The sequence below is a fragment of the Micromonospora parastrephiae genome (assembly GCF_016802865.1).
Taxonomy (GTDB): Bacteria; Actinomycetota; Actinomycetes; order Mycobacteriales; family Micromonosporaceae; genus Micromonospora; species Micromonospora parastrephiae.
In genome coordinates, this window is record NZ_JAEVHM010000042.1 from 1 (window position 1) to 14,451 (window position 14,451).

General features: G+C 65.3%; 9 protein-coding genes. 4 read left to right on the forward strand and 5 right to left on the reverse strand.

Features of this window, described 5'->3' with window-relative positions:
* Window positions 1-907, forward strand: a 907-nt coding sequence (locus JNW91_RS11735) for a hypothetical protein (protein ID WP_238424806.1), incomplete at its 5' end; no start/stop codon positions are given.
* Window positions 908-1,502: 595 nt separating this feature from the next.
* Window positions 1,503-1,961 (forward strand): GNAT family N-acetyltransferase, encoded by a 459-nt coding sequence (locus JNW91_RS11740; RefSeq protein WP_203174885.1) that lies wholly within the window; start codon window positions 1,503-1,505, stop codon window positions 1,959-1,961.
* A 114-nt stretch (window positions 1,962-2,075) separates the two neighbouring features.
* Here the strand turns inward: JNW91_RS11740 and JNW91_RS11745 are convergent, their stop codons facing one another.
* Both JNW91_RS11745 and JNW91_RS11750 read right to left on the reverse strand, forming a co-directional pair.
* Window positions 2,076-3,200: a DUF6907 domain-containing protein gene (locus tag JNW91_RS11745; protein ID WP_238424807.1), complete on the reverse strand. Its 1,125-nt coding sequence runs from the start codon at window positions 3,198-3,200 to the stop codon at window positions 2,076-2,078.
* 368 nt (window positions 3,201-3,568) lie between these two features.
* Window positions 3,569-6,448, reverse strand: coding sequence for a restriction endonuclease (locus JNW91_RS11750; protein ID WP_203174887.1), 2,880 nt, complete (start codon window positions 6,446-6,448; stop codon window positions 3,569-3,571).
* 562 nt (window positions 6,449-7,010) lie between these two features.
* Here JNW91_RS11750 and JNW91_RS11755 point away from each other — a divergent pair.
* On the forward strand, window positions 7,011-7,616 hold the full coding sequence (locus JNW91_RS11755; RefSeq protein WP_203174888.1) for a hypothetical protein: 606 nt from the start codon (window positions 7,011-7,013) through the stop codon (window positions 7,614-7,616).
* Window positions 7,573-9,123 carry a restriction endonuclease gene (locus tag JNW91_RS11760; protein WP_203174889.1) on the forward strand — a complete coding sequence of 517 codons (1,551 nt, stop codon included), beginning with the start codon at window positions 7,573-7,575 and terminating at the stop codon, window positions 9,121-9,123. The genes JNW91_RS11755 and JNW91_RS11760 overlap by 44 nt, the downstream gene beginning before the upstream one ends.
* A 38-nt stretch (window positions 9,124-9,161) precedes the next feature.
* On the opposite strand, the gene JNW91_RS11765 is transcribed toward JNW91_RS11760, so the two are convergent.
* From JNW91_RS11765 to JNW91_RS11775, 3 genes are all read right to left on the reverse strand, one after another.
* Complete coding sequence (locus JNW91_RS11765; RefSeq protein WP_203174890.1) at window positions 9,162-9,659, reverse strand: hypothetical protein; 498 nt, start codon at window positions 9,657-9,659, stop codon at window positions 9,162-9,164.
* An 897-nt stretch (window positions 9,660-10,556) separates the two neighbouring features.
* Window positions 10,557-11,672 carry a DUF4062 domain-containing protein gene (locus tag JNW91_RS11770; RefSeq protein ID WP_203174891.1) on the reverse strand — a complete coding sequence of 372 codons (1,116 nt, stop codon included), beginning with the start codon at window positions 11,670-11,672 and terminating at the stop codon, window positions 10,557-10,559.
* 113 nt (window positions 11,673-11,785) lie between these two features.
* Window positions 11,786-14,365: a PHP domain-containing protein gene (locus JNW91_RS11775; RefSeq protein WP_309244323.1), complete on the reverse strand. Its 2,580-nt coding sequence runs from the start codon at window positions 14,363-14,365 to the stop codon at window positions 11,786-11,788.
* Window positions 14,366-14,451 lie beyond the last annotated feature (86 nt).

A 14,451-nucleotide genomic window follows, 5' to 3' on the forward strand; every position in this document is an offset into this window, starting at 1 on the left:
CCGGTCCGCGTCGCCTCCATTCATCGACGCGGCTTCTCGCAACATTGTCCTCGACGGAGGCCAGTGGGGGCCGGGCGAACTCGTGCGTGGCGACGAGGGGCTCTGGCGCTGGCAACCGCAGCTGCGCTTCAGCTTCGAGACGCGCGAGCTGGACCGGTGGGCCTCCACCGGCGACCGTATGGACCTCCGGCTGCGGTGCGCGGTGCGAATGCTATGGCAGCATGCCGAGCGTGCTATCGACGGAGCAGGCCGTAAGCGTCTGCTTGCCGCCCTGGCCGCCGGTCCGCTTCCCGCGCTTACGACAGCGATGGCCCGTCGCATGGGCCTGTCCACCGACCCTGAGAGCTGGGAGCGCACCCCGGACGACGACGGCTACAACGACCGGCGCTTCGCCAACTACCGTCTTCGCTTCACCGGCGAGTCCGGACGCACCGCCCTCGGGCTCTGGGCACGGTTCCAGCTACCCGACGGCCTACAGCCCACCATCGTGGCTCTCGTCGACCTACGGATCGACATCACCGCCCTGCCAACTCCAGGCGACGCACCAACCAACGGATTCACCCGGCTGGGTCTGCAGGACCTAGAGCGCTTCTACACCGCAGCCTGGACCACAGCGCACCATCACCTCCCGCTCGCTGTGACCGCGGACCCGCAGGACCAACTCCCCGCCGGCCCAACCGTCACAGAACTCCACCTACAAGCCGAGCAGGCCAACACCCCGCCCAACAATCGCGCCCGTGACCTCCAGGAACTGATCGACCTAACCACCCTCGGCGAGCCCACCCGAAACTCGCTCCCCCGGATGTCGATCGCCGTCACTTCCGCGCCGGTACCGCCACCGCAGATCAACGATCTCATCACCGATGCCCTGCGGCGCATGGCCGAGGGCTTCGGCTTCCTGAAATGATCGAAACAGTCGTAGCCGGCTCCAGCAGGAGCGCGAACCTGCTGGTCCAGGGTCTGTGACTGCCAGGGACCGCCAGCGGGATCGGCACCGCTACACGACCAAACGTAGCGGCCGGCTGCCGTATTTATCACGGCTCCTGCCTTACCGTCTCCTGCTCAGTTTGGGTCGCGGAAGCTCAGGAGGAATGAATGCCTGTCCTCAAGGGCAGCCTCGACGGCGGGCTCGAATTGCTTACGCCGCGGCTCACCACCGTCTAGCTCAGACCCGAAGCCGACTTGCCACCACTCCACCGTCGCCGGTAGATCCCCGTCCTTCTCCGCGCCGGGGTCGGGCCGTTCTACGCGGCCGCTGGCAGTTGGCCGAGTCGAGCTGGAGAGAAAACGATCCATCTGCCAGAAGACGCGAACGTACAGGCCAAATGCCACGCCGCGACTAGGACTGCACGTGGTGCTTCCTCCACGGGTACCTCGGACGCGGAGACGGCCGATCAGGATGATCCTGATGTCGTCGAGGGATGGGTGCTCTGGTCGAGCGCCCGGCCGTGGCGATGCCACCGCTTCCGGCTCGGTCTGGGCACCAGAATAGGATGCGTCAAGTGAGTTTCGACTTCATCGAGAAGCGACCCGCGCCGGATGACCAGGTGATCTGGTATCCGTTTGCTGAAAACAACGCCTTCAGCCCGAGTTGGTGGGACTACCGGTCGCTTGACGGGGACAAGTCATACACCTTCTTGGAGGTCCGCCAGGGCGGTGCCGAGGTGGCACGGATCGAGCTTGATCCCGACGTCATGATCGATCACTACCTCAAAACCCCTGAACTGGGCAATTCAGCACTTGAGATCGAACTGATCGAGGTTGCGGAGTCGCAGCGACGTCGAGGTGTCGGCACGAAGATCATCCAGGGGTTGGTGTCCAGATACCCCGATCGGCGACTGCTTGCGTTTAGCGAGGGAGCCGAAGATTTTTGGGCGTCGCTGGGGTGGACGCGATACGACCACCCGGAGGGCCCGCAGCTCAACCGCCCCTTGTTCATACAGCCGGCCGCAGGAGTCTGAGGTACCTGTACTGGCGCCCGGCGGCGAATCAACAGCACGTGTTGTTCTGCCCCTGAACCAGCGGCCCGGACCTCGCTGCGCAGGGCCCGGGCCTGTTCTACATCCTGGCTATAGTCAGGCCTTGACGGCCGTGTCGTTGTAGGCGGCGCGGGACGCGGTGATCAGTGATGCACCGAGTTCCGCCGCCTTTCGAGGGGTGAGCCGGATCGTCGTGCGGTCCCAGCAGCCCGACAGAAACGAGGCGGCCAGGTTTTGGACCGTGCGGTGGTCCAGTCCGTCGGTCTTGGTCATGTCGACGGTGCGCTGTTGCGGGTTGTCGATGGTCAGCGTCACCGATGGCGGCTCGTCGCCGTACCCGTCGGGCGAGTTGAACGCCTCAAGGTCGACCGTGGCCAGTTTGGGTTCGTTGGCGTCGTCGCTGTGCTGGCCGTATATGGCGGCCACGTGCCGGTCGTGCAGGCGGACACCGTCTTCGGCGCGGCAGTCCCCAGCGCACCACACCGGGCACTGTGGCTCAGCTGGCCCGGCGGGCGGGAGTAGGTAGCCGGCGTGAGACCACATCGCGAAGTCCACCACCGCGTCTACCGCCCGCTCCTCGGTGCAGTTCAACCGCGCGGCCTGCTTCGCGACGCTCACGCCCTGCTGGGTGAAGTGCTCGGCGATTGCGCCGCACAGCACGCTAATTTTTTGCTCGGCTATCAGGCCCTCGTCGTGGATCACCCGGTCGACTAGGGTCCGGTCGAGACTCGGACGGTCCGGTGTCGGTGCTGAAGCAGCCAATACCGCAGCGACCCCGCTCGGTTGGCTGTTCGTATCACGCGCCGCGGCCACGACCCGGCCGACCGCCGTCCGCACCTGCTCGGCCTCGTCCAGCGTGAGGCGCAACGCCGCCGTCGCGCCCTCAATCACAAACTTCACCACCGGCTCGACCGCGTCGGCGTGCTGCTCCAGGTCGACCTCCAGCCGCTGCGGCCGGTACGCCTGGTCGTTGCACGACTCGCCGGCAGTACTCACCGGGTTGTGCAGCGACAACAGCACCGGCGGCGAGTCGTCCGACCAGTGGAACCGATCATCGAGGTCGTCGCCGTCCGAATGGGGCGCGATGCACCAGGACGGACACGCGCGTTTCAGCCAGTACGGCCGGTGCGTCTGGCTGGCCAACGTGACCGCCTTCCTGAGGGATGTGGCGAGGTAGCCGGCGTCGGCCAGGCTCAGCGGATCCCGGGCCGACACGAACACCGCTGTGGGCATGCTCTCTTCGGGCTGGTCACGGTGTTCGAGTGAGAAGATCTCCACCGCTATCCCGCGGACCTCGCCTTCGTGGGTTGTCATCACCGTTTGGGAGTGCCGTCGGGCCCGGTAGCCCGTCCTACCCGACGCCTCCCCGGCGTGGACCTTGACGCACCATGGCGGGCACCCGTCGAGGCGTGCCCCCGTGTCCGGGCTCGGGATCTGATTCAACATTTCAACCATCTCGAAATGTTGACGCGCGTTTTGCGCCGCGAGGCGGACACCATGTCCCTCAAACGTACGCCGGCCTTTGTTCGCGGATGCAGCCCGATGGTCCCGGACCGCCAATGGGCTGAGGCCACTCTGAGCGGAGTGGGTTAGGAGTTGCTGGGACTGCGATAGCAGCTGCCGCCGTAGGTTTGGAGAGCGCGGGCAACAAGGTGGCGGCGGGCATGGAGGACGTTGAGCGGGCAGATGGCGACGGCCTTCAGCTTCGGCAGGAAGCGCGGCCCCCCGCCGAGGCTGACGGACTCCGGGAACAGCTCAGGGTTGGTGCACCATCCCACGAGGTGGCGGGTGCCTCCCTCAAGGCGCATCATCTCGACGCGATTTAGGACCTGCCAGGGGAACCAGTAGGGCCCGCTGGGGCTGTAGACCTGGATTCCGTTCCTACCGATCTCCAATTTGGTGGGGTTCCTGGCCATATTGGCAAATCCGACGGTGGCAAGGACCAGGAACGCGGCGAACAGGCCTATGAGCGCCTTGGCGACGAGCGGGATGTCCGTCGTGGGGATGATGATCGCCAGCAAGATGATCAGAAGTGTATTGATGCCGACGACCGTCCAATACATACCGCTGCTCGCGGCGAAGGCCGCATATTCCCCGGGTGGGTTGCCTCGGTCGGCGCGGGAGAGTGTCCGGTCTACATCCTCGCGAGGCGGCTCGGTCAGTGGCTCGGTTGAGGTGCTCGCAGCTTGGGCTTCGGGCAGTGGTCGGTCTTCGTGACTGGTTTGGGGCGGCGTAGGGCTCCTACGCGGAGGCTGGCCGCCGTTGAGCAGCCGCCGCAGGTCCCATACGGCGAACCAGAGGAGGCCTGCGAAGGGGATGCCGAAGCAGGCGTTGCCGATCACCGCATTCGCCGCGGTGTTGGGCTCCCATTGTCCGGTCACGGTGATGGCGATGGCGGCGATTTCGCTCACTCCGAACAGAAGCGTCAGCAGCCACAGAAGGCCGCGCCCGATCCACTTCCAGGTCCGCGACCTGCGGGTCCGCTTCGCGGCGGTTTGCAGGTCGGCGATGGTGTGCAGGGCTGGCGGTAGTCCGGGCTGCGACAGTGGGGTGCGAACCCATTGGCTGAGCGTCTCTCGATCCCCAGGGACGAGCCGGCTGCGGACAGCGTCTTGCCAGGCGGCCCTTAACCCGTCAGCGAAGCCGATGACATAGGGCACTGAGGGCGTGAGCTGCGCATGAGCTACGCGAGGGGGTGCGGCGTGAGCGCCGAGGAGTTGGGCGATCGATGGTAGCCAGTCCGGCAGTGTCTCCCCGTGGACAGCTTGCCCGGAGACGATGCGGTCCCAGTGGTCCCGCCATGGCTTCAACCAGTTCGCAATCTCGAAGTTCGCGGCGACGAGGCCCTCTAGGGCGTAAAGGGGGAGTGCCACGGCCGCAGTCGTGCCCTCTGCATAGCCGCGGCGTTGCTCGGCGAGGCGCTCGTCGGTCGACGGGCTCTGGTTGGCATGCCCAGCGGCATCCGCCGCTACTGGAGGTTCGATGGGCTTCCGAGCCGCTGGTGGCACCGCGATCGCTTCCACCGTTGCCCTAGCCCGGCCTCTTGCAGGCCGAACGGCCTCAACCGGTGTCACCCGGGAACGGCTGCCGCCTACCTCCGGCTCCGGTCTGCGAGGAATTCTGCCGTTGGCGGGGTGTTGGCCGACGATTTCGACCTCCGCGACTGTGACGTGGCCGTCCTTGGCGCGGTGGCGCCCCATCACGTAGAGCGATTCATCGGTGCGGCGAATGAGCGCACCGGGAGGCCCGGAGATGCTGAAGGAGCCCAACGGCCTGTGTTCGTTCGCCTGAAGGTCGAACAGCACCAGCGACATGTCGTCCAGAAGCGTGACGACCTGCTGTTCGTTGAGAGTAGTGAGTGCGAGGACGCTTCCTGCCGGTGTCGGCAGGCGTCGTTCCACGGTGAGCTGCGATGACAGTTGGATGAGGTCGGTTCCGTCTGACACGACCAGTCTCGTGCTCGTCAGCCAGGCTGCCGCCGTCACCGCCAAGGGGAGCTCACGCCACTTCTCGTCTCCGACTTGGGTGCCCAGCCTGATAAGGCAGGCCGGCGTGACATCCGCCGATCCCCGGTCGAGACACCAGGTTGATCCGTCCGGGTTCGCCAGCAGGTGGCTGTCATCCAGTCTTGCTGCTCCACTGGACACCACGGTCAACCGGCCTCCCGCCCACCGACCAACGCCGTGTCCTCGGGTCATAAGGAGGGCACCATCCGCGGTGGCAATCGAGCCGTTGCTGCAGCCGAAGACAGGTGCGACCCATTGGGAACGCCGAGCTACCAGGTCCACCGCGAGGATGCCCTGTTCGAGGGTGATCAACGCAGAGCCATCCCGGTCGGTGCCGATCCCTGTGCGCCGCCCGTCGGTATGGCCCACGGCGCGGACGGTGGCCACTCGGAGGAGCCCGTCCATACCTGTCGCTACCGGCTCAGGCGTCACTGTCGGCGTCTCGGTCCGATGCCTCAGGAGCTCAGTGATCGGCGTATAGGCGCGGCCGTGGAAGGAAGCGGCGTCAGTAGCCAGATCGAAGAGTTCCTGCGGCGGCACGAAACCGCTAAGCATCGCCTCCCAATGGGACTGGTCCAGCAACAGCACATCCAGACGCCGCCCTTTGTCGACCTCAGCTATTGCATCGTCGGTGAAGCCTTTGATCGCCAGGAATACTCCGGTCACCCCTGCCATGCGTTGCTCGACGCGTCGTTGGAGCTTCGCGATCGGCCCGGTCCCCGTCTTGCCTCGCTCCCACTTGGCTTCCAGGATGAAGCGCCTGCCCGCGTAGCTGAAGACAACGTCCAACTCGCCGACGCTGCGCTGGTCTGACTTCGCTCGCAAGCCATAGGCCGTCAGAAGCTCGGCGATCATCCCGTTGAACCGCTGGCCACGAGCGTTTGGGGTCATCCCGGCGCCCAGTTGGCAAAGCTCGCTGTACTCGGCAACAAGCCTGCGCCATCTAATCGTGTCCTGAAGCACCATTACATGCTGTCGCATCACACTCACTGGTCAACAACCACCCGGACAAAGATCCGACCGGACAGGTCAAGTTGATGCCGAGGCCAGCCCAGGGCCGGCCAGTTGATCAGCACCATCTACTTGATCAATCGCGGAAGCGTGAACCCACCGTGCGGTCATCTGACGCACGAAGACGTGCCTGGGTCATGCCAACACCAGCCACCGAGCAGCCACGATCGCCGCAAACGCAGCCGTCACCGACCCCGCCACGCTTTCCGAGGGGTCGGGTCAGACGCACGCGGCGCCTCGACAGGGCTCGCAAGCCGCTCTGAGGGACGCCGCTAGCTGCTTCGCTCTCGGCCTTAGAAGGCCCCGAAGTGCCGGGTAGGTCAGGCTGCCAGCGCATCCGGCCCCTGGCCCTGGGACTGGTTAGCCTTACAAACCGGGCTCCCGAGCACCGTTGTGCCGCGCTCGATCGCCATCCACTGCTCAGTTAGACGGCCCGGATCACCAAGACGTCCGTGGGCGGTCGTGCCGCGCCGCTGACAGAGGCCATGTCAGAGGTCGGTCTTAGAGTGTGGCTGTGGCGGAGTCGGGGCGGAAGCGCGAGGTGACGTTGACTGAATATGACGTCGCCGGATACGAGTTCCTGATGACTGGGACCGATGCACTCATGCGGGCAACGGACCCGGTGTACAGGCGCATTCGGCGGGTGCCGTTGGACGATGTCTCGTCGGTGTCAGTGGACGTCGGTGAAGGCCGGACCGTACGGGCAGAACCGATTGACGCGTCGTCCTGGATCTCATTCGACGTCCGCGAGGCCATCGCGGGAGAACGACAACTGCTGCTGTCCGAGATGGCTTTCCTAGCGCAGAGGCAGCTCGCGACCATCATGAGTGCCTTCTACTCGCATGTCAACGAGGTAGCGGAGGCGGTCGGTAACACAGTCAGCGGGCCCATGTCGTGGGACCTGATCATCGACGCACTCGAACGGGTCGACCGAGTGTTTGGTGATGACGGGGAGCACGGCGGGATGATCGTCATGAACCCGGAGACCTACGCCAGACTCGTCCAGCAAGGACCCCCGACAGCTGCGCAGGAAGCCCGTCTAGACGACATTTTACGACGGAAGCGGGAGGAGTTTGATGCTCGACGGCGTCATCGATCAGTACCTCGCGACGGTCACTGAACGCGAGTTCGACGCTCCCCTGCTCGCGCTGCTGCAAGCCAACAGCTTCACCGACGTCCATCAGCTACACGGGGCGTTCGAGTTTGGCAAAGACTTCATCGCCAAACGCCGCGAGGACGGCGAACTGCGGCAGTACGCACTGCAGAGCAAGGCCGGTGACATCAACCTTGCCGAGTGGCGGACCATCCGGTACCAGGTCGACGAGATTCGCTCGGACGGTCTCGCGCATCCTCACTTCGACCGTAACCTGCCCCGGGCAGCGGTCCTTGTGACCACGGGGCGGCTGGTCGGCGGAGCGGCACTGCAAGCACAGGACTACAACACCCGCGTGCAGGGGCTCGGCGAGCCCGGGTTCGAGCTCTGGGATCGCGACACCCTACGTCCGATGCTCGCCGCCGCGCCCGCGTGTGGGTTGGCGGCGGGCAGCCCAGGCGACCTGCTGGAGCTCCTCGGACAGATTGACCAACATAAGATCAACTATCAGGCCGTCGAGCGGTATACCCGACGGTGGACAACCAAGCCGCTGCAACAGGTGGCGATCGAGTTCGCAGTTGTGGCCAACCGACTGCGGGACAATCGGCGCACCGACCTCGCAGCAACCGTCGCTCTCGCAGCTCTACGCGCAGCCGTCTGCCAGCCAACGGCACCTCAATCCGCAGAATTGGCCTGCTCGGCCAAACTGCTGCACGCCGCCTACGCCACCCGCCTCCTCGAGCGCTACGCAGACGCCGCCAGCAACCCTATGGACCTCCTGAAGGAGATAGCACCGGGCTTCATTCACCTCACCTATCCTGTGATCTGCCTGCGCCTGGCCGAGATCTGGGGACTCCTGGGCATCTCACCGGACGTTGACGCCGCGACAGCCGCCCGGGCACGACAAACAGTGAGGACCCTGCTGACCCACCAGCCCGGAGCGGCGCACCCCGTATCCGACAACTGGGCGGCGAGCATGATCCCGGCCGTGCTTTCCCTACGCGTAGAGGATCCGGCGACTGTCGAGACCTACCTGCGTGCCGCAACTGGCTGGGTCGCCGACGCCTACGACACCGGCCTCGGCCTCGCCCCCGTCGGTGCCAGCCCGACTGAGGAGGCGACGCACTTCCTCGGGCCGGAACTCGAGCACATCGAAATCGCCACGCCCAGCACCTCGTATGCTGCGACGGTCCTGCTCGACCTGGCGGTGGCGGCGAACCTACCCGAGACCTACGAGTTCATCTTGAACGAACTCCTCGCCGCCGGCGCGAAGCCAACCCTCACCGTCGCCGACGAGACACGCGCACTTTGGGGCGCCGCCCGGAACGGGCTCGCACTGATCCCGGTCGTCAGATACACCGAATCGTGGACCGACAGCAACTGTCAAGCCAGCCATCACCTTGCTGATGACGCCTCCGGTATTGCGGCCTGGGACGCCATCGCCCTGTCAACACTGCCGCGCAACCGGCACCCCTGGTGGGCGCTTCAGCGCCTAATGACTCAAGCCGGAGCAGCGCGCCACCAATCGTCCTGATCGATCAAACGGCGTCATCGAGTTCAGAGGATCGGAAGCTAGCTCCGACGTGGCGCGACCACCGCAATAATTACCGCCGCCACACCAGCCGCAACCAACGCCATCGTAACAAGCGCTCTGCCCTTTTCTAGCGGCCCATCGCTGTTGACAATCCCTACAATCTCTTGTATCGCGGTTCCCAGCAACGCGCCGCCGATTATATTGAGGACCGCTTTCCAGGGAGGAGAGGCCGCGTGGCGGAGCCTACTTGTTGCACGTCGCACATGGTCCGCGGAAACTGAGTCAAGACGGTCCCCTTTAGCAAGAGAGATCGACTCTTCGCCCAATTGACGGAAGTAGAGCGTCTGACACTCGGCCAAAGCCACGGCAGCAGGTTCCGAGAAGCCATCCATTTCGAAATCCTGCAATCTCCTTTCCAGCGCCTTGGTAACTCGGTTAAACTCTGCTCGATCGACGATCCGGTTCAGCTTGCTCGCGTCAATTCTCAAATACTCCCGCTGCTGCGCGAGCCGTCGCGAACCGCTATTACCCGCCATCGAGAGATCACACCGATCCGTGAGTCTTGGCGTTGCGGGAGCCGGGCGCGGCCATAGGCAGGTCGGCTAGCAGTCGAAGTTGCGTCTCAAGAATGTACGAGGTGACACGGGACGCTGCAATCCTGGGGCCTGGATCAGTGATCCGCGGCCGAAGGAGGCGGATGCGCAAAGCGCCAGGACGAAGAATGTTTGTGATGGCGACCGCGAAGGAGATAAGCGAGGCAGAAAAGAGGGCGAATTTCCAATATTGAGGACCACCGCCGAGAAGAAATCCGGCGGTGAATAGCGTCGTTGATGCAGTCGCAAGCAAGCCTGCGACTGTGCCTATTCGTGCTCCCATTGCGCCTCGCTTGTCGTGCGACCGGCCCTAAGGCTTTGAGGCCAGACTATGGGTCGCCTTCCATCTGCGCAACAGCGCCGACACACAGAGTATCGTTCCGCGTCCGCTTGGGCAGTCTGGGGAACGGATGTATCGGGCGTTGTCACTACCCACGGCGCCGGCGGGTTTGAGGAGACCGCTGAGTGCCGCCCGCTGTCGTCGATGATTAATCCGGCACCTACCCCTTGGGCCGGGAACAGCGAGGGCAGCATCGGGAAGCGGTACAGGTGCATGTCAGCCGAGGCGGCGACGTTGGCGGCCAGCTCCCGTTTCGCGCTCTCGCTGTTGCCGAAGGTCTCCCTCTTGAAGTCCAGGTCAAAGTCCTCATGCACCCCGTTGTCGATCAGAGCGACGACGTGATGGACGGTCAGCCGATCTACTGGAGCGTCGAGACGGCGAAAACGCAGAGCAGCCATCCGACGATCGTCCTCTCCGCCGTGGCCGTGAACGCCACCCGCTGCCGCCCGCCCGGTGCGACCAGTAACCGGACAAGCCCGGTGGGACGAACGTCTGCTCGGCTACCGGCGGGCCGAGACAGCGTCGATAAGAGTTCGACTCAGGGTGCGGCCGACCTCGGCAGCCCCCTGCCCGAGCGCCGCTAGGGTCACGAGCTCGTCAGGTGGCACATGGATCGGATCGTTCGACAGCATCAGGCTGGTGGCCTGATGACGGGGCTGCCCGCTGACCCGGCCGACCGACATCAACCCCTCGGTACTGACGCCGACACCGATGGCCACCTGGTCGCCCTCGAAAACCCCCAGACCGCCGACGAGACGCAGCAGTCCGGCGATCTGATGAGCCAGGGCGTCCGGGTCGAGAATGGCGCCCATCCCGTCGCCCGGGAGTGACGCCCACGCCGAGGTCTGCCCGTCCGCGGCCGTGCGTATGCCGAGCAACTGCGGGGCGCGGACCTCGTTCCATCGGCTGTGCCTATCCGGAATGGTGACGACCACGGCACCGTCCTGGCGAGTGGAGGTCAGCGGGTCGGCCGCGTGGACCTGACCGCTGGCGCGCAGTCGCGTCGGCAGGAGCTGTTCCAGCTCGGCCATCACCCGGGCTGGCCGGTTCGTCCCGGTGGCCGGAAGAACATGAACCTCGACGGCCGACGGAAGGCTCGGCGTGTTGCTACGCCGATCTTCGAAGTCCGAGCGCCACGTCACCGTCATCGGGCGGGGCAGCGGCATGAAGGCCAGCGGATTCCCGGCGCTCTCCAGCTCCCTCAGCTTCGCTGCGACCTTGGTCTGCAGCTCGGCGGTCGTGGCGAACGACTCGTAGAAGACGCCCGTGCCGTAGTCACCGATGAAGCGAACGAACTCCTCCTGGGCGGGCTCCAACGTCACGCCCAGCTTGCGGTACACCAACCGGGGCATCCCGGCGGCCTTCGCTGCAATCCACTCGTCATGGGTCGGCGACTGCCCGGTGTCGGGCAACGGGTCGCCATAGCGGGGCCCCAGGACCAGCAGGTACACCTCGGCCGAGGCGACACCCTTCAGACACGCCTCACGGCTGGGCGACGTCTGGGCGGTGAAGTCCTCGAAGCGCACCGGCGTGTGCCCGAGCGCCGAGATCAAGCCCGGAAGTGCGTCGCGCTCCTCTTCGAGCTCCCGACGAACACTGCTGATGAAGACCCTCATGTGCCCAGTCTCCCCTGCGTCCGCTGTCCCTCGGGGACGGCATCGCTGCACACGACAGTTTGATGGTCGATGGGATTGCGGCTGTAGCGTGTTGGACCGCCAGCCACTCTGACCTACAACATCGACGAACCCAGCTTGACCGTCCGGCGCTTGAAGGGGACCGGGCCACCTTCCAGGTGGTACAGCGCCAGGGTGTTGAGGTCGTGACGCTCGAGGGATCCGGTTGCCTCGACGACGCCGTTGTTCGCGTCGGAGGTCAGAGTGATGATCATCTCGGCGTCGGCGGAGACGACGAGGCCAGGGCTGCGGGTAGCGAAGATGTACTGACGGCTGCCCCGCAGGTCGCGAAGCTTCGCCACGAGGTATTCCTCGATCCACGGTGCGTGAAGCGCGTCCTCGGGCTGGTCGATGATCAAGGGGTCGTTGCCGTCGGCGAGGGCGATGATGAGGATGGCGGTGCACTTCTGGCCGTGCGCGAGCCGCTCGATCGCGACATACCCGTCGTTGGCGTGTTTGCGGAACTCGACGGAGAGGCCGTCGTGCAGGTCGAGGGTCTGCATCCGCAGGAAGTCCTCGATGGCGCCCTTCTCCCGCACGTACTCGAACAGGGTTTCGACGTGCTTGCGTTCGGCGCCGGTGGCTTCACACACGCCGTCGACGTCATCAGCGAGGAACGAGCGGACCAGCTTGACCGGGGTCGACTCCTCGCAGATCAACTGGAGGATCGGAGCCCGCAGCCGCGATCCTTTGGCGATGGCCGTCAGCTCGGTCAGGTAGCCCGAGTCGTCGTTCTCGGACAGCATCTTGATCCGGACGATGCCACCCATTAGCTTGTTGAGCGCCTTGATCCGGTCCTCACGCCGCCGGCGCCGCGCCTTGCGCGCCTCGATGAGCTCGGCGATCAACTCTTCCCGGTAGGACGTGGCCGTGGCCAGGTTCGGCACGAGTTCGTCGTCAAGCTGGGTCTGTTGTGCGTCGAGTTTCGCCTTCTCCGTTTGAAGTTCGACGAGCCGGGTGCGCAGGGCCGCGAGACCTTTGTTATCGACATCGATATGGTTGACCGCTTCGGCGAGTTCGTGGTCGAACTGCCGGTACCTGTCGTGCCACTCCTGTCGGATGTCGACGAGTTCCTTGTTCACCGCCAGCAGGACCTGCGCCAGCTGCGCGTTCGCCGTCTCGATCGCCTCGCGCAACTGTGTGTATGCCGTCTGCGCTCGCTGGTAGAGGTCCTGGTTGTCGGCGATGGCGGCCGAGACCCGGAACTTGTCTCCGTTGTCTGTTCGGGCGGTGACCTTCAGTTCGGGGATGCCGACCACGGGCTCGAAGAGGGCCTTCTCCGCACTCCACTTCGCCTGCATCTTGATGGTCTCGCCGTCGAACAAGCCGGATAGCTCTTCCAGGCGCTTCTCGACCTCCGGAAGGGTCTCTAACCTCGCGCGGGCCTGCGCGATCTTCGTTTCGAGCGATCCGATGAGTCGACCGTTGTCGTTGAGCTGGCTGACCGCGTCCGTTTCGCGGATCTCGAACTCGCTCAGGTCGAGGGCGGCGTCGATGAGCGCCATCCGGCCGACCGGAGTCCGGGCGTACTCGATCACCTCGCCCTGCGAGAAGCCGGTGATCGCGATTCGGCCGGACAGGCCGGTCAGCTGCTCGGCGTCGCCGATGAACTCAGGCTGGGTGGAGCCGTCCTCGAAGTACGCACGGCGTACGAGGCACCGCGCGTGGCCGCGGGTGAGCACGACCTCGACGGTTGAGCCCGAGGTGAGCGCGTACTTCAGGCGGGACTCGACCTCCTTGCGGACCTGCGGAAAGTCGTCGGCATCGGTCTGCTGGTCGAGAGTGAACCGGACCAGCTCGATGAGCAGCGACTTGCCCGCTCCGGTCCCGCCAAGCAGGCAGTTAAGATCGCACGAAAACTCGAACTGCTGACCGTCGAGGAACCCACCGGTCACCGTCACAGACTCGATCACCGTGTGCTCCGACGCCATGGGTTCTTCCAGTCGGACACGCAGAGCCGGATCCGCGAGCGCATGCCGCAGGCCACACAAGTCCGGTCGCGAGGCCTTGATCCAGGTGCGGCGGTGGCCAATGCCACGCAGGACGTGCGTGCTGGCACCGGGTGCGGTGGTGTCGGAACTGCGGACGACCGCGAGCTCGCGCTGGCCGTCGAGCCGCATCTTGATCCGCTCGACCTCAGTGAGGTCGACGATCTCGACAGCGCCGATGGCGTCGTCGAGCAGCGTCTGGTTGATGCGGTCGGCCACGGCGAGGCGGAGCAGGCCCTTCTCCCGCTCGGCGTGCGCCGGGATTGCCAAGCCGCCCCGGGCGGTGATGACCTTCGCGGTGTCGATGAAGCCCTTGTCCAGGGCCTTGTGCAGGTCGCCGTGGTCGGTGCGGGGCACCCTGAGTTCAACAAGCACGTCCTCGATGTGCTGGGCCGGGGTGCCCTCTTCCCAGATGGCGAGGAGATGCCCTTCGGCCGTGCTGAGCTCCAGGCCGGGCAGCACCACGAGCGTCGTGTCGCGGGCGGCCTCAGCCATCCTGTCGCACCAACCGGCGGTGTTGTGGTCGGTGACGGCGATCGCGTGCAGCCCGGCATCGATCGCCGCGTCGACGATCTGACGGGGCTCGCTCGCGCCGTAGGTGTGCGAATCGACATCGCGCGAGGCAGGGGTGTGCACGTGAAGGTCCACGGCCCAGAACCGTGCGGGACCGCGCTGCGTGCCCGCCGGCCATGCCGCCCGACTACTCCCTGTTGAAGCCATTGCTGACGTCAAAG